Origin of the sequence: Streptomyces sp. NPDC048696 (genome assembly GCF_043198895.1) — a bacterium.
In the GTDB taxonomy this organism is placed as follows: domain Bacteria; phylum Actinomycetota; class Actinomycetes; order Streptomycetales; family Streptomycetaceae; genus Streptomyces.
Genome location: NZ_JBICVJ010000008.1, coordinates 58,498 through 77,234 on the forward strand (window position 1 = coordinate 58,498; position 18,737 = coordinate 77,234).

The window sequence follows — 18,737 nt, forward strand, 5'->3', positions numbered from 1 at the left end:
AGACAGCCGCCAACTCGCCCTCCGTTGCCGAAGGTTGAAGCTTCATTTACGCAGGGTGTGCGCGCCCCGCGTGTGAGGCGTCGGTGTGCATGGTGTGACGGTCCCGCTCAGCCGCCCGCTGCCGTGCGCTGCCAGGGGTTGAGCCGTTCCAACTGGGCGGCGAGGTCGAGGAGCTGATGCTCGGATCCGGGGCGCCCGACGAGCTGGACGGCGCCGGGCAGCCCCGTCGGCAGCGACCCGAACGGCATCGCCAGCGCCGGGCGGCCGGAGAGGTTCCACGGCGGGGTCATCGGTGAACACAAGGTGTTGACCGCGACGTTGGCCAGCCAGCCGCGCTCGTGCCAGGCCCGCGCCGCCGGGCCCCGGCGGGCCAGCGCGGGGGTGAGCAGGACGTCGTACTCCTCGAAGAACGGATCCAGCCGGGCGTTCAGCGCGGCCCGGTGGTCCGGGCGCAGCATGCCGAGCCGTTCGGCGGCCCGGCCGATCGCCGCGTGCCGGCGGGTGCGGCGGGTGAGCAGCCGGGGGTCGAGCCCTTCGGCGTCCTGCGCCGTGCCGCCGGTCCAGCGGGCGAGGACGACCGCGCCGAAGGACAGCGGATAGGGCGGGTGGGCGGTGGCCAGTCGGTGCCCCGCCCCGGCGAGCAGTCGCCCGGCCTGCCGGGCGAGCGCCGCGTACGGCTTGGTGACGGGCACGCCCGCGATGGGGCTGCGCGTCGAAAAGGCGATCTTGAGGCGTCGGTTGGCCCCGGCAGCCACGGACTCCGCCACCGGCTCGCCCGCCACGGACTCAGCCGCCACCGGCTCGCCCGCCAGCACCGAGAACATCAGCCGGGCGTCGGCCGCCGTCGTCGCCAGCGGGCCGTTCTCCGACATCCCGAACCAGGCGTCGCCGAGTGGGGCCGGGACGCGCCCGCTGCCGGGCTTCAGGCCGATCAGACCGCAGTGGGCGGCCGGGATCCGCAGGGAGCCCATGCCGTCGTTGCCGAGTGCGATCGGCACCAGGCCCGCCGCGACCGCCGCGGCACCGCCCCCGGACGAGCCGCCCGCCGTACGCGAGGGATCCCATGGGTTGCGCGCGATGCCGTGGACCCCGTCGGTGGTGCCGAAGACACACAGCTCCGGTACATGGGTCAGGCCCACCACCACCGCGCCCGCGGCCCGCAGCCGGGCGACGGTCTCGTGGTCGTCGGCCGCGGGCGCGGTCGGGGTGGCCGCCGAGCCGTTACGGGTCGACTCACCGCGTACCGGCAGATTGTCCTTGACCGCCACGGGCACGCCCGCGAGCGGCAGTTCGGCCAGGTCCGCGCGGGCGCCGACCGCGTCCGCCTCCGCCGGCGCGGCGGCGGCGCGCACCACCCGGAACGCACCGACCCGGGCGTTCTGGGCGGCGATCCTGGCCAGGTGCTCGGCGACCACCTCCCGGGGTGTGACCTCCTTGCGGCGCACCGCGTCGGCGATCTCGGTGGCGGTCCGGCCTGCCCAAACGGTCACGTTGGCTCCCTCGCGCTGCTGGTTCGCCACGACAGATGTGGCGGGTGCCACGGATGGTTGGAGGCCACTGTGTACGACGCGGGTGTGCCGTGTCGATACCGCGTGGATCTTCACCGCCGACCCCTGCGCCGACCCGGCCGGATCAGGGCGCCCCGAGCACCCTCGGTGCCGCGTACGACAATGGGCGGGTACACCAACCACCCCTCCCTGGGAGCTTTCTTGTCGTCACGCCTGTCGTCACACCTGTCGGCCGACCGAATCCGCCGGACCCTTCGGGGCCATGTCCGGGCGCGGGCGCTGGTGCTCGCGGTGGCGCTGCCCGTGCTGGCCGCCGTCGCCGTCGAACCCGCGCACGCGTGGCCCGTCGCCCGGGCACAGCACCCGGCACCGGCCGCCGCCACGATCACCGAGGGGCAGGTCAAGGAGGTGGCCCGGGGAGGTGTGATCACGTATCCCTCCGTCACCAGCTGTCTGACCGTGACCGTGCGGCTGCGCGGCGGCGGTCTGGTGGGTGCGCACGCGAGCCTGTTCCAGGTGCCGGGCGAGCTCCGGTCGGACGAGATCCTGCCCGCCGTACGGAAGGCCGTGGCAGGACGCGCGGTGCGGGCCGTCGAGGTCCGGGGCGCCGTCGGGGCCTGGAACCCCGGCTACTTCACCCGGGCGATCGAGAGTTACGGGGACGGGGAGGCGGTCCCGGTTCCGCAGGGGCGGGACTTCGACGGCCTGGCGCGCGCGGTGGCCGGGCAACTCGGCCAGCCCCGTGGCGCGGTGAGCGTCGAGGACGTACCGGACGGGGACCAGACCGTCCGCTGAGCGGCCCCCGGACCGGCTCGGGGGTTAACCCCACCGAGGCCGTCATGCCTGCCGTATGGGATCTTGGAACGGGCTCAACCACCCTTGTCCCATGACCACTTACCGCAACAGAAGCCTCGCCGTCGCCCTCTCCGCGGCGGCCGTCGCGACGGCCCTGACCGCCACCGTCGCCCCGGCGGCCCACGCGGGGACGGGCGGCCCCGAGGTGCCCACGCTCGACTGGACGTCCTGCGGCCCGGCCGGACAGGAGTGCGCCCAGCTGCCCGTGCCGCTCGACTACCGCGACCCGGACGGGCCGTCCCTCACCCTCGCCGTGACCCGGCTGCGCAGCGAGAACCCCGACAAGCGGCGCGGGGTGCTGCTCGCGATCCCCGGCGGCCCCGGCGGGTCCGGGGTGGGGTTGCTGAAGGAGAAAGGAGACGCGCTGCGCAAGGAGATGGCGGGCGCGTACGACATCGTCGGCCTCGACCCGCGCGGGACGGGCGGCAGCACCAGAGCGAGCTGTGAACTCACGCCGGACGACCGGAGGTTGGTCAATCTCCGCTCCTGGCCGGGTCCGGGCGGTGACATCAGCGAGAACACCGCCAGGTCCCGCCGCATAGCCGAGGCCTGTCACCGCAACGGCGGCGCGACGCTGCGCAGCTTCACCACCCTGAACGAGGCCCGCGACATCGACCTGTTCCGGCAGGCCCTCGGCGAGGACAAACTCTCGGCGTGGGGCGTCTCGTACGGAACGTATGCCGGAGCCGTATACGCGCAGCTGTACCCGCAGCACACCGACCGCTGGGTGCTGGACAGCAACGACGACCCGAACCCGAGCCGCGTCGGGCGCGGCTGGCTGGCCAACGCGGGGCAGGGGACCGACGACCGGTTCCCCGACTTCGCCGCCTGGGCGTCCGACCCCGCGCGGGAGGCCAAGGGGCTGCGGCTGGCCGAACGTGCCGAGGACGTCAGGCCGTTGGTCCTCGGCCTGGCGGCGAAGCTCGACGCCGCACCGAGGCAGACGACCACGGCGGGCGTTCCGCTCACCGGCAACATGCTGCGCCAGGCCCTCCAGTTGGCCCTGATGAGCGACGACTCCTTCCCGATGATGGCGCGGCTCGTCAAACAGGCCCAGGACCCGAAGACGACGCCGGTCCTGCCCGGGCCGCTCGCCGGGCCGCTCGACGACCAGGACGTGGCGGTCATGTTCGGGGTCGTCTGCAACGACGTCGGCTGGCCGACGCGGGTCTCCTCCTACGAGCAGGCGGTCGCCGCCGACCGCGTCCGGCATCCGCTCACGGCGGGGATGCCGGTCAACGTCACGCCCTGCACGTTCTGGCAGGACGCGCCCGCCGAGAAGCCCGCGCGGATCACCGCCGACGGCCCGTCCAATGTGCTGCTGGTCCAGAACCGGAGGGACCCGGCGTCGCCGTACTCCGGCGCCCTGAACCTGCGTCGGGCCCTGGGCGACCGGGCCCGTATGGTCACCGTCGACCACGGCGGCCACGAGGTGTATCTGGCCAACGGCAACCCGTGCGCCGACCGCACGGTCACCACGTTCCTGACCACGGGCCAGCGTCCGGAGGACTCCGTCTGTCCGAGCTGAACCGGCACCCGCACAGGGACGGTTGACCCCGCGCCCGTCAGCCGGTGAAGCCGATGTGCACGTGGTCGTGGTGGGTGGCGTCGGAGAAGTACTGGTTGGCCGTCGCGCCGCCGGTGAGCTGCACAGGGCCGCCCACGTTGTACGAGCCCGCGGCGGCGGCCGCCCGCATGAACGCGGTGATCAGGCCGCGCGAGGTCGCCGGATCGACGACCGGGTGGCCGTCGATGCGCCAGACGTCGAAGGCCCGGCCGAGCGGATGGTCGCTCGGCCGGTTCGTCCCGAACACGTTCAGCGGGTGCCCCGACCGTACGACGCTGACCGACACCCGGTAGTCGCCCGCGAGCGCGAGCATCGCGCTCAGCACGCTCTCGTGCACCTGGCCGCTGCGGATGTCCGCGGCCGAGGCGGGCGGCAGCTCGATCCGCGACCGGGCGAGCACCGCCCGCGCCGAGGCACCGAGCGCGGCCGGCGGCCCAGGGTCCGCGGGGTGCAGGGAGGTGACACCCCAGCCGGTGGAGGTGCGGCTGAGCCGGACGTCGACGGTGGTGCCGTCGTCGTGGACGGCCGCGCCCGCCCGGGTGCTCTGCGCGCAGACGACCAGGACACTCGCGGAGTCGGCGAGGATCCCGCCGTACTGGGCGTCGATCACCCGGACGACCGCCGCGTCCGCCGCCGGGGTCAGCGGCCCGGCCTGGGCGGCGAGTGCGTCGGCGAGCCGCGCGGGGATGCCCAGCGCGGCGGCCCGGGCGGCCGCCCTGTCCGGTCCGCCCTGCCCGGTCGGCCAGGTGCCGAGGGCCTCGATCAGCCGGACGGCGGCGACCTTCGCCGCGGGCTCGACCTCGCTCGCGCCCGGCCGCCAGGGAACGGCGGGCGGCAGCGTCGCGCCCGAGCCCGCGCTCGCCGTGGAGCCGGACGCCGTGGGCGGACCGGCGGCGGACGGGGAAACGGCGGTGGACGGAGAGCCGGTAGTGGACGGGGAGCCGGTGGGCGACGACGTCTTCGTGCTCGTCGAGCAACCGGCGGCGCAGGCGCACCACGCGGCGGCGCCCAGGAGCAGGGAACGCCGTCCGACGGCTGATGGCTGGTTCTCGCGGATCGTGGGACGACATGCCATGACCGCTCCTCCGACGGACGCAAGGCGTACAGATGGCGTCCACTATCCGCCCCCCGACCGCAGACGGCGGTGAACGCCTCTCCGTGACTGCTCGGGTTGCGCCATCCGCCACGGCCGCATCATGACGTCGGAAAGCTGCCGGACCCGGCCCCAGGTCGGCTGCTGGACTGTCGGGACGAAGACCGGCGGACCACCAGCCATGGGACGGGACCACATGAGCACAGCCACCACCACGCCTTCGACCTCCGAGGGCCGCGCCGCGCGGCGGCCGCCCCTGAGCGGGTGGCTCGCGGTGCTGTCGGTGACGGCGGGCCTCTTCTCGATCGTCACCACCGAGATCCTGCCGATCGGGCTGCTGACCCCGATCGGGGCCGACTTCGGCGTCTCGGACGGTACGGCGGGACTGATGATGACGACGCCGGGGATCCTCGCCGCGCTGGCCGCGCCCGCCGTCACCCTGGCGACCGCGCGCGTCGACCGCCGTCTGATGCTGTGTGCGCTGATGCTGCTGCTCGCCGTGGCGGACTTCCTGGCGGCGGCCGCGCCGGTCTACTCGCTGGTGGTCGTCTCGCGGGTGCTCGTCGGGGTCACCATCGGCGGCTTCTGGTCGATAGCGGCCGGGCTCGCCGAGCGTCTGGTGGCAGCGGAGTCGGTCGGGCGGGCAACCGCCGTGGTCTTCGCGGCCGTTCCGCTGGGATCCGTCCTCGGTGTGCCGGTCGGCACCCTGGTGGGGGACGAGTTCGGATGGCGGACCTCCTTCGCCCTTATGGGAGGTGTCTCGGCGGCGGTGTTCGCGGCGCTGATGGTGGTGCTTGTGCCGCTGCCCGCCGTGACGGCCGTCCGTCCCGCCGTACTCCGCTCCCTGCTGCGCACCACCGGCACCCGGGCGGCGCTGCTCGTCACTTTCCTGACCGTCCTCGCCCAGTTCGGCGCGTATACGTATGTGACGCCGTTCCTGGAGCAGGTCACCCACGCCAGCCCGGGCGCGGTCACGGGTCTGCTGCTGGTGTACGGAGCCGCGGGCATCGCCGGCAACTTCCTGGGCGGCGCGGTGGCGACCAGCCGTCCGCGGGCCGGCTTCGGCGGCGCGGCGGCGCTGGTCGCCCTGGCCGCGCTGCTGCTGCCCGTGCTGGGCGGTTCGGCCGTGGGAGCCGTGCTGCTGCTGATCGTGTGGGGCCTCGGCTACGGGGCCGTGCCCGTCTCGTCGCAGACCTGGTTCGCCGTCTCGGCGCCGCGTGCCCCGGAGGCGGCCGGGGTGCTGTTCACCGCCTCGTTCCAGGCGACGATGTCGATGGGCGCGCTGACCGGCGGGGTGGTCGTCGACCGGGCCACACCCTCGGCTGTCATGCTGCTGGGCGGGTCGGTGGCGGCCGCCGCCGCGCTAGCGACGACGGCCGTGGCCCCGGGCGGGCGACGCCGTCCCCGATGAGGACGGCGACGCGATCCGAGGCGCTACGAGACGGTCGGCACTCCGGCGCCGGAGTGGACCGACCAGCCCGTGCCCCCGGGCTCGAACCCGTCGGCCGGGTCCAGCGTGAGGGTGCTGAGCCGGGCCTGGGTGTCCAGGATCGCGACGACCACGCGGCCCTCGGCGTCAAGGGCGGCCGAGGGGGCGTGCACCAGCGGACCGCCGCCCAGCGGGATCCACCGCTGGCGGACCGGACTGCCGTCCAGCGGCTGGAGCGAGAGACTCAGACCGCTGTCGTCGGTGCGCTGGATCAGGGCGGCCTCGCCGCCGGGGAGCCGCACATGGGCGAGCGGGCCGAACCCGGGGGTGGTGTCGGCGATCTCGGGCTGGGTGTCCCAGCTTCCGCCCGCCTCGCGCTGACGGTTGACCAGCACCCAGCCGGTCCCGGGCTGGCGCGAGACCATCATCAGGCGGCCGTCCGACTGCTCCATCAGCGTCACCGGCGCCGCGGGCCGCGCCAGCTGCGTGCCGTAGTCACGCTGGAACGGGCCGCTGGGCGTCTGCTGGTACCAGCGCAGCATGCCCATGCCGATCATCCTGCTGGTGGCGTAGAGCTCGACGGCCCCGTCGCCGCGCGTGACGGCGGCCGCGCCCTCCAGCGCCCCGCCCTGGAGGTCTCCCCACGGCTCCCAGCCGCTCGGGGTGTACACCCGCGAGCTCAGCCCGGTGCCGAAGTTGCGGATCACGACCTGGATGCCCTTGTCGGTGGCGGCCACCACGGGCATGCCGAGCGCGCGGCGGCGCGGCTCGTGCTCCGCCGACGTGCCGTACGGGCTCTTGAGGTCGGTCCAGGTGCCGAACTCGCCGGTGACGGAGTCCTGGACGACGTGCAGCAGGTCGCGCTGGTGCTGCTCGGGCGTGGCGCCGACCGTGGCGCGCACCGCGATGACGTGGATGCGGCCGCCCGCGTCGCGCACCGCGTCGAGCCGGGCCAGGCAGCGGCCCTCGCCCCGGGGCCACTGCCCGAGCGGCTCGGGTCCCGACCAGGTCGTGCCGCCCGGCCGGTCCTGGGTCCACATCACCGGTCGGCCACCGAGCACCGCGAAGGCGGTCAGGCGGCCGTCGGAGCGCTGCTGGAGCCAACTGGTGCTGGGCTGCCAGCGGTAGCTGGTGCTCTGTCCGTAGAAGCGGTTGTAGGAGCGGTTGCCCAGCACACGGTCGCCGCACATGCCCGGGGCCTCGCGGCACTCGTGGCCGTCCTCGCCGCCGTACACCGCGAGGTAGGAGAACTTGCGGGCGGCTTCCTGGGCGCTGAGGTTGTTGGGGCGGAGCTTGTTGCAGTAGCCGAGGTAGCTCTCGACGGCGGGCGGGCACACCGGCTTGGTCTTCTCGTACGCCTCAAGGGCGGCCAGGGCGAAGAACGCGGCGGCGGTGTGGTCGGAGTTGTCGGCGTAGGTGATCGCGCCGGTCTCCTTGTTGACGCCGGTGCGCTCCGGGTCGGGGTTCATGACGCGCACGACGCTGGGCGCGTACGTCCGGAGGACGTCGGTGAGCGTGTCGATGACCCCGTCGCGCGTCATCGCCCGGCCGTCGCTCTTGGCGGGGATGGGGCTGCCGGTGGGCCGCAGGGTGTCCAGGCGCGCGTTGAGCCCGCGCCACAGGCCCAGGATGCTCTCGCCGTTGGTGCCGTGGCCGGTGCGCAGGTTGAGGAAGATCAGGGTGACCCGGCCGTCGCCGAGCGTGCTGATCTCGACGCTGACGCCGTCGTGGACCTTCATCGTCGAGCGCTGCCACTCGGCGCGCCGGTTCCCCGTGACCATGGCGGCGTACGCGGCGCGGATGCCGTGCTGGCGCGCTGCGGTGTATCCCGCGAAGTCGGCGACGGCGGTCTTGCGGCCCGGGTCGTCGGTGGGGAGGTTGATGCCGTCGGCCTCGCCGGTGGTCAGATACACACTGACCACGTCCACCCCCGATTGCAGGGACTGCAGCAGGTCCGGCGTCATGAAGTACAGGTCGTCGTCCGTATGCGCGCAGATCTGCAGATGCGGCGCGGCGGTCTCGGGCTGTCGGGGCTGGGGCAGCGAGGGAGTGGTGAAGCGCTTGAGAAGACGCATGGTCGGTAGTGGCCTTTCCTGAGCTCCGATCGGTGGGGCGGTCGGTCCTTCGGACGGGAGCGCAGCGGACGCACAGGAGGTCGCACGCTCCTGCGTGTGGTGCTGAGATGGGTGATGAGGAGTGCGGAGTACACCTCGACGGGGACTCCGCGGCGATCCGGCCGGAGAGTGTGGGGTTTCTCCGGCCGGTGGTCAGTGGGTCAGAGCTGGGCGAGGCCCTGCTTGAGGCGGCGGCCAAGCGGGCGCTCGACATAGCGGTGCACCAGCCAGGCGGCGCCCAGCATGGTGACGATCACCGAGCAGAGCAGCACATACGGCGGTACCTGCGGCGAGAGCGCGCTGAAGATCTCACGCCCGATGTTCTCGTGCAGCAGGTACAGCGGGTAGGTGAGGGCGCCCGCGTAGGGGAGCCAGCGCCAGGTGATGCCGGAGAGCTTGCCGGTGGCGACGAGCGCCATGATGGCGAAGTAGGCGGCGACGAAGACGATGACCGGCCAGGACTGGACGTTGTGCCCCATGTACTTCTCGGTGTTCGCCCAGGTACGGAGGGCGAAGGGGAGGCTGGAGCAGAAGCACACCAGGACGATGCCGGTCAGCATGAGGTTGGGGCGGAACCGGTACATCAGATAGAACGCGACGCCCGCGATGAAGTACCAGCTGCTGTCCGGCATGATCAGCAGTTGCACGGGGCTGCCCTCCGCTGTCTTGGCGAAGAACGCGCTGGCCACGGCCCAGACGCAGCAGAACGCGAGCACTCTGCGGTACGTGAGTCCCCGCCAGGCGACGACGGCGAACAGCAGGTAGAAGCGCAGCTCGGCGAAGAGCGTCCAGTAGACCCCGTCGACGTGCCGCACCCCCAGCGGTTCCTGCAGCATGGTGAGGTTGGTGATCACGTCGTTCCACGGGATGGGGCTCGCCCCTCCGGGTATCGACGCGACGGTGATGGTGGTGGCCAGGACCCCGAACCAGTACGCCGGGTAGAGGCGCACCACGCGCGAGACGAAGAAGTGCTTGAGCGGCTTGTCCCAGCAGCTCATACAGATGACGAAGCCGCTGATCAGGAAGAAGAGCTGGACCCCCAGCCAGCCGTAGGAGGTCACCGGGAAGAGCCAGGGGAAGAGCACCTTCACATCGGTGGGCCAGGCGCCGCCGAGTGCCGTGTAGTGGTAGAGCACCACGGTGAGCGCGGCGAACAGCCGCAGCCCGTCGAGCGCGTAGATGCGTGGGGGACGGGTGGCCTCGGGTGGAGAGACGGGCTCCGGCCGCTGCGTCGTCGATATGAGCGCAGCGCGCGTCGAATCGAGCATCCTGTGGTGTCCCCCTACGGTGGTGTCCCCGCCACCGGGTTGATGAAGCTGTGCCTGATGAGGCAGCCCGTGGTCAGGAGGGCCCTCGGCACATTGGCCGGATCATATGACTTACCACAGGAGCCTCACAACAATGATCATGGACGGCGTGTCGGGGGCTCGCCGCCCGGCCCGAAACGCCGCCGGTACGCGGACGGGCTGAGCCCCGTCTCACGGCGCAGCCGGGCCCGCAGATTCGCGGCGGTGCCCAGGCCGCTGCGCCGGGCGACGGCGTCCAGGCGCTGCTCGCCGCGCTCGATGAGACGGCACGCGAGAGCCACGCGCTCGCCGGTGAGCCAGGCCAGCGGGGTGGTACCGAGCTGGAGGCGGAAGCGGCGGTGCAGGGTGGCGGGGCTCACAGCCGCGCGGGCCGCGAGGTCGACCACCGTGAGGGGTTCGCCGAGCCGCTCCTGGGCCCAGGACAGCACCGGCGCCAGGGACTCGTCCGGCACGTCGGGGACGGGCCGCTCCACGAACTGGCGCTGGCCGCCGTCCCGGTGCGCGGCGAAGACGAGGCGCCGGCTCACCGCGTTGGCCACCTCGGCGCCGTGGTCGCGGCGGACCAGATGCAGCCCCAGGTCGAGCGCGGCCGCACTGCCCGCCGCGGTGAGGATGTCGCCGTCGTCGACGAACAGGACGTCCGGCTGGAGCTCGACCGAGGGGAAGCGGGCCCGGAAGGAGTCGGCCCACTGCCAGTGCGCGGTGGCCCGGCGCCCGTCGAGCACCCCGGCCTCGGCCAGTGTGAAGGCGCCACTGCACATCCCCACCAGCCGCGTGCCCCGCGCGTGCGCCCGCCGGATGGCATCGAGGACGGCCGGGCGGCGCGGCACATCGGTGTCCGGCCGGTTGGGCACGATCAGGGTGTCCGCCGTGTCGGCCGCGTCGAGCGGCGCGACACCGGTGAGGGTGAAGAACCCGTCGCGCATCACGGTCCGCGGCTCGGGCGAGCACAGGGTGAAGTCATAGAGGTCGCGGCCCAGTTCGGGTCGGCGCAGCCCGAACACCTCCGTCACACAGCCGAGTTCGAAGGGGTTGGAGTTCTCGTCGACGATCACGACCACGCGGTGGGTGCGCGACGGCGGACCGGAGGGGCGACCGGCCGTGCCCTGAGAGGAATCTTGCGGCATGTGCGATTTCTAGCACTCGTGGCGGCGCCGCGCCACGGCCGAGGATGAGCCCATGAGCGACGAGAACGACACCGAGAGCAGTGCCCCCATCGCGCTGGAGCAGGCCCTGGCCTCCTTCGACGCCCTGTGGAGCCCCCGCATCGTCACCCGCGTCAACGACTACGACGTACGCGTCGCCAAGGTCGAGGGCGACCACATCTGGCATGTCCACGAGCACACCGACGAGTTCTTCCTGGTGCTCGACGGGGAGTTGAGCATCGCCCTGCGCGAGCCCGCCGGGGAGCGATCGGTCACCCTGCCCACCGGCTCGGTCTTCACCGTCCCGCGCGGCACCGAGCACAAGCCGTCCGCGCCCGGCGGTGCCTCGATCCTCATGTTCGAGCCGAGCGGCACGCTGTCGGTGGGCGACCGCCACGACGAGGTCCCCGGCCATGTGGACGCGACGACCGGACACGCCCTCTGAGCAGACCTCACGAACCCCCGGGCAACGTCCGTACAGCGAAAGGGACTTCCCTCCCCTGGTGATCGTCTGACATCTTGCGTCCACCACTCGTTTCGTACGACCCGGTAGGTGCCAGCAGCCGCCGGGTCATCGGAGGACGCATTGATACCCCACATATTCAGACGCCCCCGACGTGCCCTCATCGCGGCAGCGGCGGCCGGTGCCGCGCTGACGTTCGCGGCTCCGGCGCTCGCGAGCACCCAGCCCGTCGTCCCGTCGCCGTCCAGGCACGCGGCTGCCGCCCCGGTCACCGGCCGGAACGCGGCCGTGGTGGCCGGCACCCGTGCCTACCTGGTCATCACCGCCCCCGGTGACAGCTCGGCGGTGCGCTCGGCGGTCACCGCCAACGGCGGCACGGTCTTCTCGTACTTCGACGCGATCGGCGTGATCGTCGCCCACTCGGCCTCCGCCACCTTCGCCACCACCCTGCGCGGCGTCGCCGGAGTGCAGCAGGTCGGCGCCACCCGCACCGCCGATGTACCGGCCGACGCCGACAACCCGGCGCTGCCCGCCAACCCGGCCCAGTCCACCACCCCGGCGGGCGAGCCGGTGCGCTGGGACATGAGCCAGATCAACGCCGACAAGGCCTGGTCCGTCAACCCCGGCTCCCCCTCGGTGAAGGTCGGCATCCTGGACACCGGCGTGGACGACCAGCACCAGGACCTCGCGCCCAACTTCGACGCGGCCGACTCGGTGTCCTGCGCCTACGGCAGGCCCGACACCCGTACCGGCGCGTGGCGGGACGTGGACAGCCACGGCACCCATGTCGCGGGCACCATCGCGGCCGCGAAGAACGGCAAGGGCGTCGTCGGCGTGGCGCCGGGCGTGAAGATCGCCTCGGTCCGCCTCGCGGAGCCGGGCTCCACCCTGTTCTACGCCGAGAACACGATCTGCGGTCTGGTCTGGGCCGGTGACCACGGCTTCAAGGTCACCAACAACAGCTACTACACCGACCCCTGGCAGTTCAACTGCCCCGACGACGCCGACCAGGCCGCCATCATCGAGGGCGTGCGCCGGGCCCAGGAGTACGCGGAGGGCAAGGGCTCCCTCCAGGTCGCCGCCGCGGGCAACGCCGACTACGACCTCGCGCACAAGACCACGGACACCGCGAGCCCCAACGACTCGACCCGGACCACCCGCCGTATCACCAACGCCTGCCTCGACATCCCCACCGAGCTGCCGGGCGTCGTCACGGTCGCGGCCATGGGCAGCGGCAATGTGAAGGCGTCGTACTCCAACTTCGGCGACGGCGTCATCGACATCGCGGCCCCGGGCGGCGACGGTGCGAGCGGTGTCTACTCCACGCTGCCGGGCGGCAAGTACGGCACCAAGAGCGGTACGTCGATGGCCTCGCCGCACGTCGTGGGCGTGGCCGCGCTCATCGCGAGCGCCAACCCCGGCATCACCCCGGCGCAGATCCGCGAGAAGCTGGCCACCGGCGCCAACGACGTGGCCTGCCCGTCGGACAGCCGGTGCACCGGTACCACCGCGAACAACAGCTTCTTCGGCGAGGGCCAGGTCGACGCGCTCAAGGCGGTCGGCGCCACGCCGCCTGCGGGCAGGTACTTCGAGAACCAGACCGACGTCGCCATCGACGACAACACCACCGTCGAGAGCCCCATCACGGTCAGCGGCGTCAGCGGCAACGCACCGGCCGCGCTGAAGGTGGGCGTGGCCATCAAGCACACCTACATCGGTGACCTGGCGGTCGACCTCGTCGCCCCCGACGGCACGGTGTACAACCTGCACAACCACACCGGTGGCGGCACGGCCGACATCAACCAGGTGTACACCGTCGACGCGTCCGCCCAGCCGGCCAACGGCACCTGGAAGCTGCGGGTGACCGACAACGCCGACGGGGACACCGGCCGGATCGACTCCTGGAACCTCACGTTCTGAGTCCGTACCGACGAGGGGCTCTCGGGCGGTGGAACAACCGCCGTCCGAGGGCCTGTCCTGTCGTGGTGCCCGGTCCGCCTTCGGCACCAGGCCGATAAATTCCATCCAATCGGATGGTTTTTGTCAATCTCACCCGATTAGTGGGGAGTTAGAGAGCATGATTCGTGCGCTCGCCAGATCCTCACTGGCCACAGCTTTGACGCTGCTCTCCCTGGCCGCCGCACCGATGTCCCCGGCGGCAGCGGCCGCGAGCCAGTCGCTGACCGTTCTCACCTACAACATCCACCACGGCGCGGGGGCCGACGACAGCCTCGACCTCGACCGCATCGCGCGCGTCATCAAGGACAGCGGCGCCGACATCGTCGGGCTCCAGGAGGTCGACCGGCACTTCTCCGCACGCAGCGACTTCGTCGACCAGGCGAGCTGGCTCGCCGACCGCCTCGGGATGCACCTGGCCTACGGGGCCAACCTCAACGAGGACCCGACCCGGTCCGGTGGCTCCCGCCGTCAGTACGGCACCGCCATCCTGTCCCGCTTCCCCGTCCTCGACGCGCACAACACCCTCCTGCCCAGGCCGAGGCAGGGCGAGCAACGCGGGCTGCTGGCGGCCGACATCAATGTGCGCGGCACCACCGTGCGCATGCTGAACACCCATCTGGAGCACACCTCGCAGACCGAGCGGCTGGCGCAGGCGGACGCGATCGACAAGGTGATCGATGAATCCGGCCGCCCCACGGTGCTGGTCGGGGACCTCAACGCCACCCCGGAGACCCGCGAGGTCACCGCGCTCACCAAGCGCCTGACCGACCAGTGGCGTGCGGTCGGCGACGGCGACGGCTACACGTTCGACGTCAACAACCCGCGCAAGCGCATCGACTACGTCCTCACCTCGCGCGGGATCGGCGCGCGGAGCGCCGACGTCCTCGACGGCGACGCCTCCGACCACCTGCCGGTGCGGGCCGAGATCTCCCTGCCCTGAGCCGCCGGAACCACCCGTACGCGTACCGCTCTTAGAACTCTCTTAGAGCGCACGACTATTCACGACCCATGAGATCCGACTCCGCACTCCACGACCACGATCACAGCGACCACCACAACCACGACCGCGCCCGACGGCGCGCCGCCGTACGCGGGTTCGCCGCTCTGCTGGCCCTCACCGCGATCACGGGTTGCAGCACCGCCGTCGGAGCCGAGGCGACCTCGGCTCCGACGGACGGCAACCCCGCCCACTCGGTCCGGGACGGCAAGCTGACCGTCGCCGTCGAGGGCGGCACGGCCGTCGTCGACATCGCCTCCCTCGGCGTACGGGCGCATCCGGCGTCGGGTGGCGACCTGGAGCTGTCCGCCCCCTCCGCCACCGGACTCGGCAAGCCGGGTCCCGTCACCGACGTCCATGGGGGAGCCCGCTGGATCTACCCCGACAAGGGGCTGACCGTCACGGCCGTCTCGGACCACGGGCGGTTGAAGGTGAGCATGCGGGCGCAGCGCGACGGCGAGGTGCGGTGGCCGGTCACCGGCGCGGACCGGTCGGCCTCGGACCTCCAACTGCCGCGCGGCGAGGGCCTGGACATACCGGTTGAGGACGCGTTCTGGAACGCGCCCGACCGTGGGCTCACCGGCGATCCGATCGACCTGGGCTCCGGCGCGCTGAGCATGCCGCTGTGGGGGTATACGTACGGCCGGCACGGCGCCAGCTATCTCGTCCCCACCGACATCGGCACATCGCTGCGGTTCGTCTCCGACCACGGGCGGCTGCGCAACACGGCCACCCACACCTTCGACGCCGGGGCCGGCACCCGCTCGTACACCGTCACGTTCAAGCTCACCGACGGCAACCCGGTGGCCCCTGCCGTCGACTACCGCGACTGGCTCGCCGAGCACGGTGAACTCGGCAGCCTGCGTGAGAAGATCAAGAAGAACCCGGCCACCGGAAGACTGCTCGGAGCCTTCCACGCCTATCTGTGGGGCGACGCCCGCAAGCCGCAGGGTGTCGAGGCGCTGCGCCGACTCGGGGTGAGCCGGATGTGGCTCGGCTACGACCCCGGCAACGACCCGATGGGCGCCGACGCGGTGAGCGCCGCGAAGAAGGACGGCTACCTCGTCGGCCCGTACGACTCGTTCGCCAACGGCCAGGACCGCGCCACCGCCGACTCCCCGAACTCGGCGTGGCCCGACACCGTCTACCCGGACTACTGCGTGATCGACGCCAAGGGCAAGCCGGAGACCGGCTTCGGGAACCGGGGCTGCTACCTCAGCACCCAGGCGTTCGAGCAGTCCGAGCCCACCAAGGGGTATCTCGCCGCCCGCACCCGCGCGATGGTGGCCAACGGCTCCGACAGCTACTTCCTGGACGTGGACTCGGCGGGCGACCTGTTCCGCGACTACGCCCCCGGCCACAGGATGACGATGGCCCAGGACCGGGCCAACCGCCTCGCCCGGATGAAGCGCCTCCAGGACGGCGGCCTCGTCCTGGGTTCGGAGTCCGCCGTCTCCTGGGCGAACGGAGTCGTCGACTTCGACCACGGCTCGGCCACTCCCGTCGCCAACGGGCTCTGGAAGCTGGAGCGCGACAAGGAGACGTGGGGCGGCTACGCCCCGGAGAAGGCGCCGAAGACGTTCTTCAAGCCCGTCGACCTCCCCGCCGACCTGGCCAAGGAGATGTACGACCCGAAGTACCGCATCCCGCTGTACGAGACCGCCCTGCACGGCTCGCTCGTCAACGTCGAACGCTGGGAGCTGTCCTTCGGCAAGCTGCCGCAGCAGAAGACCACCCGGGCGCTGCTGGCGATGCTGTACAACGTGCCGCTGAACTACGTCCTGGACGGGCCGACGATTCTGCAGGACGCGCCCGAACTCGCCGCGCTGCAGAAGTACTTCGCCCCGCTCCACGAGAAGGCGGGCACCGAGCGGCTCACGTCGTTCGCCTGGCTGACGGGTGACCGCGGTGTGCAGCGCACGGTCTTCGGTGAGGGCGCGCTGACCGTCACCGCCAACTTCGGCACGACCGCCCACGACGGTCTGCCCGGCGGATGCGTGAGCGCGAAGCTGAAGGGGGACAAGAAGCCGCGGCTGCTGTGCCCGGCGAAGGTCATCGGGGCGGGGCCGCGGAAGTAGGCTCCCCGGCCCGCTCAGCGGTACAGCGGCGCCGGGAGGTTGGGGCGGAGCGGGGCGATCACGCGTTCCAGGCTGCGCTGGATGTGCTCGGCCTCCCGGCGTACGTCGTCGGGCACGTCGCCCCGTTCCCGTATGAGCTGGTCGTAGATCGGTACGTCACCATGGCTGTTCACCGCGCGCTGTCCTCCTGGCTGCCGGCGACTGCCACCGGCGGGACGATTTTAGGGGGCGGGACCGGCAGCCAGGAACGCGGGCTAGCGTCGTGTGGAGTGTGCGGTGGTATGGGCCGGGGCGACCGAATGCGGGGCGGCGGCCGGGGTCGCGGTGGTGGGCGCGGTCGCCGGGTGCAGGAGGCCGGTGAAGGCGTCCGTGGAGTTCAGCGGCTGGCTGTCGTTGGCCTCCACCAGAAGCGGACGTACGGTCCCGGGTCCGTCCGTGACCAGTCCCTGGTAGTCGCCCAGGAAGTGCCCCCAGCCCGCGACGGGCGCCTGGAGCCAGTCGAAGACCCGGCTGATCCGCCGCTCGGAGGGGTACTGCTCACCGCCGCGCGGGAAGGACACCAGCCAGGCCGCCGTGGGCAGGGTCGTGGTGTCGCCGGGCGTCAGGAAGCGCAGGTCGTAGTACGTGACCGAGACCGTGCCCCGCCCGTCCACGGCGATGGCCGGGGTGAACGCGGGCGCGTTCGGCGCCTGGTTGATGCGGGTCGGACCGGACCAGGTGTGCCCGCCGTCGGTCGAGTGCACCAGTTGGATGGCGTCGAACTTCCCGCCGGTGAACTCGCTCCCCTCGTACGCCATGTACAGCTCACCGGTGCGGGGATCGATCGCCGCGCTGGGCAGCCCGGATCCGGCGCGCAGCGCCTTGGTGGAGTCGGTGGGCGCGTTGGGGTCGACCTCGGGGACGGAGGTGTCGGTGGCGACCGTCTCCGGCTTGGACCAGGTGCGCCCCTGGTCGTGCGAGCGCACCATCGCGAAGTGGATATCGGTGGCCGTGGTGGCGTTGACGTCCGAGTAGGTCTGCCACTCGAAGAAGTCGTAGAGGGTGCCGTCGCGCGGGTCGGCCACGATGACGTTGCCTATCGTCTGCGAGTTGGGGACGACGCTGGTGTCGACGAAGGGCTTGGCGGTGGACCAGCTCCGGCCGCCGTCACGGGTGATGGAGATGTACCCGGGCCCGTCGAAGACCGGACTGGGGCCGGTCGTCACCTGCTGGATGCGGTCCCAGACCTGGTAGGCCGTGCCGGGGTGCAGCGGGTCGGCGGTCACGGAGTTCTTGTCGTCGACGAACGCCGCGTCGGTGTCCTTGATCAGCTCGGTGGTGTTGCGCCAGCTCTTCCCGCCGTCGTACGAAGTGGTCGCGGCGACTCCGTTGCGGGCGGTGGTGGCGTCGAAGACCAGCCCGCTGGCGTACGCGACACCGTCCGGCCCGAAGCTCACCCAGGGGTCGGAGGCGCGCTGGTAGGCGAGTCCGCCCGGTGCGCAGTGCGAGAACGGCAGCGGCACGGTCGTGAAGTGCTCGCCGTCCGTGGTGTACGTCGACGTCAGCCCGCGCGAGCCGCCGTTGGACCAGCGGTCCTGCTGGAACACGCCGATGACGTTGTGCGGGTCGCGCGGATTGGCGGAGAGGTTCGGCTCCTCCTCGGCGGCGGGGTGGTTGGTGCCGGTGCCGTCGCCGGTGATGTCGCAGGCCGCGTACGGGTCGCCCGGCGAGACCAGCCGCAGGGGCTGGTCGGCCGCCTGGCCGATCGAGGGAACGAGAAGCGTCAGCGCCGCCGACGCGACCGCCCAGAACGACGCTCTCGCTTGCCATACCGATGATGTTGCACATACACGCATGAGACCCCCCATGGTCCTTTGGCTGTGGTGCCTGGTGACTGTCCTGGGTGGTGCTGTGCTGTGCCTGGTGCGATGTTCGACTACTGCCGGGCAGTTGCGCGGTTGCCGCGCGCCGGTGAGCATATTGAGCCCTGCAGCGAACTGGCGGGATTTGGCCGGAGTTTGGCGAACTCCTGACCCTGGCACGGCCTCCCGGCACCGGCGGGAACGACCTCACACGGTGGGCAACCGCACCGTGAGGTAGCTCACCACACTGTGCCGCATCACCCCTGTACACAACCTCACAGTCGCCTGAACTCCACTGTGAGAACGCCGCAGTTGGCCGGTTGCCCTTGAGGTCAGCGCGCTGTCCGGCGTTATCTTCGGGGCCCCGCCGGCCACGGTCGA

The 18,737-nt window shown here is 71.9% G+C and carries 14 protein-coding genes; 7 read left to right on the plus strand and 7 right to left on the minus strand.

Features of this window, described 5'->3' with window-relative positions; genetic code table 11:
- Positions 1 to 107 precede the first annotated feature (107 nt).
- Positions 108 to 1,490, minus strand: a complete 1,383-nt coding sequence (locus ACGFRG_RS18360) for an amidase (RefSeq protein WP_393265021.1) — start codon at positions 1,488 to 1,490, stop codon at positions 108 to 110.
- 219 nt (positions 1,491 to 1,709) lie between these two features.
- Between ACGFRG_RS18360 and ACGFRG_RS18365 the strand changes: the two genes are divergently transcribed.
- Together ACGFRG_RS18365 and ACGFRG_RS18370 are read left to right on the plus strand one after the other, a co-directional pair.
- The gene (locus tag ACGFRG_RS18365; protein WP_361421729.1) at positions 1,710 to 2,303 is read left to right on the plus strand and encodes a hypothetical protein; all 594 of its coding nucleotides are present in this window, start codon (positions 1,710 to 1,712) and stop codon (positions 2,301 to 2,303) included.
- A gap of 91 nt (positions 2,304 to 2,394) precedes the next feature.
- Positions 2,395 to 3,891, plus strand: coding sequence for an alpha/beta hydrolase (locus ACGFRG_RS18370; protein ID WP_393265024.1), 1,497 nt, complete (start codon positions 2,395 to 2,397; stop codon positions 3,889 to 3,891).
- Positions 3,892 to 3,928: 37 nt separating this feature from the next.
- Here ACGFRG_RS18370 and ACGFRG_RS18375 read toward each other — a convergent pair whose 3' ends face one another.
- A complete protein-coding gene (locus ACGFRG_RS18375; protein WP_393265027.1) occupies positions 3,929 to 5,005 on the minus strand; it encodes a hypothetical protein in 1,077 nt (358 codons plus the stop codon).
- 214 nt (positions 5,006 to 5,219) lie between these two features.
- Between ACGFRG_RS18375 and ACGFRG_RS18380 the strand changes: the two genes are divergently transcribed.
- Complete coding sequence (locus tag ACGFRG_RS18380; RefSeq protein WP_393265030.1) at positions 5,220 to 6,434, plus strand: MFS transporter; 1,215 nt, start codon at positions 5,220 to 5,222, stop codon at positions 6,432 to 6,434.
- A 23-nt stretch (positions 6,435 to 6,457) separates the two neighbouring features.
- On the opposite strand, the gene ACGFRG_RS18385 is transcribed toward ACGFRG_RS18380, so the two are convergent.
- From ACGFRG_RS18385 to ACGFRG_RS18395, 3 genes are all read right to left on the minus strand, one after another.
- The gene (locus ACGFRG_RS18385) at positions 6,458 to 8,527 is read right to left on the minus strand and encodes a PIG-L family deacetylase (protein WP_393265032.1); all 2,070 of its coding nucleotides are present in this window, start codon (positions 8,525 to 8,527) and stop codon (positions 6,458 to 6,460) included.
- A 200-nt stretch (positions 8,528 to 8,727) separates the two neighbouring features.
- Entirely contained in the window at positions 8,728 to 9,834 is a 1,107-nt protein-coding gene (locus tag ACGFRG_RS18390) for an acyltransferase family protein (protein WP_393265035.1), read from the minus strand.
- A 137-nt stretch (positions 9,835 to 9,971) separates the two neighbouring features.
- Positions 9,972 to 11,000: a GlxA family transcriptional regulator gene (locus ACGFRG_RS18395; protein WP_393265037.1), complete on the minus strand. Its 1,029-nt coding sequence runs from the start codon at positions 10,998 to 11,000 to the stop codon at positions 9,972 to 9,974.
- Positions 11,001 to 11,052: 52 nt separating this feature from the next.
- Between ACGFRG_RS18395 and ACGFRG_RS18400 the strand changes: the two genes are divergently transcribed.
- The 4 genes from ACGFRG_RS18400 (at position 11,053) to ACGFRG_RS18415 (ending at position 16,515) form a co-directional block, all read left to right on the plus strand.
- Complete coding sequence (locus ACGFRG_RS18400; RefSeq protein ID WP_361421749.1) at positions 11,053 to 11,463, plus strand: cupin domain-containing protein; 411 nt, start codon at positions 11,053 to 11,055, stop codon at positions 11,461 to 11,463.
- A gap of 180 nt (positions 11,464 to 11,643) precedes the next feature.
- Entirely contained in the window at positions 11,644 to 13,401 is a 1,758-nt protein-coding gene (locus ACGFRG_RS18405; RefSeq protein WP_393265593.1) for a S8 family serine peptidase, read from the plus strand.
- Positions 13,402 to 13,558: 157 nt separating this feature from the next.
- Positions 13,559 to 14,380: an endonuclease/exonuclease/phosphatase family protein gene (locus tag ACGFRG_RS18410; RefSeq protein WP_393265041.1), complete on the plus strand. Its 822-nt coding sequence runs from the start codon at positions 13,559 to 13,561 to the stop codon at positions 14,378 to 14,380.
- A gap of 68 nt (positions 14,381 to 14,448) precedes the next feature.
- Positions 14,449 to 16,515, plus strand: coding sequence for a glycoside hydrolase (locus tag ACGFRG_RS18415; protein ID WP_393265044.1), 2,067 nt, complete (start codon positions 14,449 to 14,451; stop codon positions 16,513 to 16,515).
- A 14-nt stretch (positions 16,516 to 16,529) separates the two neighbouring features.
- On the opposite strand, the gene ACGFRG_RS18420 is transcribed toward ACGFRG_RS18415, so the two are convergent.
- Positions 16,530 to 16,688, minus strand: a complete 159-nt coding sequence (locus tag ACGFRG_RS18420) for a hypothetical protein (protein WP_361421759.1) — start codon at positions 16,686 to 16,688, stop codon at positions 16,530 to 16,532.
- Positions 16,689 to 16,769: 81 nt separating this feature from the next.
- Positions 16,770 to 18,350, minus strand: coding sequence for a neuraminidase (sialidase) (locus ACGFRG_RS18425; protein ID WP_393265047.1), 1,581 nt, complete (start codon positions 18,348 to 18,350; stop codon positions 16,770 to 16,772).
- Positions 18,351 to 18,737: the final 387 nt, after the last annotated feature.

Bases quoted from the DNA above. Each gene is read 5' to 3' on its own strand.
- ACGFRG_RS18380 (WP_393265030.1), top strand. From the start codon at position 5,220: ATGAGCACAGCCACCACCACGCCTTCGACCTCCGAGGGCCGCGCCGCG.
- ACGFRG_RS18375 (WP_393265027.1), bottom strand. From the start codon at position 5,005: ATGGCATGTCGTCCCACGATCCGCGAGAACCAGCCATCAGCCGTCGGA.
- ACGFRG_RS18395 (WP_393265037.1), bottom strand. From the start codon at position 11,000: ATGCCGCAAGATTCCTCTCAGGGCACGGCCGGTCGCCCCTCCGGTCCG.
- ACGFRG_RS18415 (WP_393265044.1), top strand. From the start codon at position 14,449: ATGAGATCCGACTCCGCACTCCACGACCACGATCACAGCGACCACCAC.
- ACGFRG_RS18400 (WP_361421749.1), top strand. From the start codon at position 11,053: ATGAGCGACGAGAACGACACCGAGAGCAGTGCCCCCATCGCGCTGGAG.
- ACGFRG_RS18410 (WP_393265041.1), top strand. From the start codon at position 13,559: ATGATTCGTGCGCTCGCCAGATCCTCACTGGCCACAGCTTTGACGCTG.
- ACGFRG_RS18390 (WP_393265035.1), bottom strand. From the start codon at position 9,834: ATGCTCGATTCGACGCGCGCTGCGCTCATATCGACGACGCAGCGGCCG.
- ACGFRG_RS18425 (WP_393265047.1), bottom strand. From the start codon at position 18,350: ATGCGTGTATGTGCAACATCATCGGTATGGCAAGCGAGAGCGTCGTTC.
- ACGFRG_RS18370 (WP_393265024.1), top strand. From the start codon at position 2,395: ATGACCACTTACCGCAACAGAAGCCTCGCCGTCGCCCTCTCCGCGGCG.
- ACGFRG_RS18385 (WP_393265032.1), bottom strand. From the start codon at position 8,527: ATGCGTCTTCTCAAGCGCTTCACCACTCCCTCGCTGCCCCAGCCCCGA.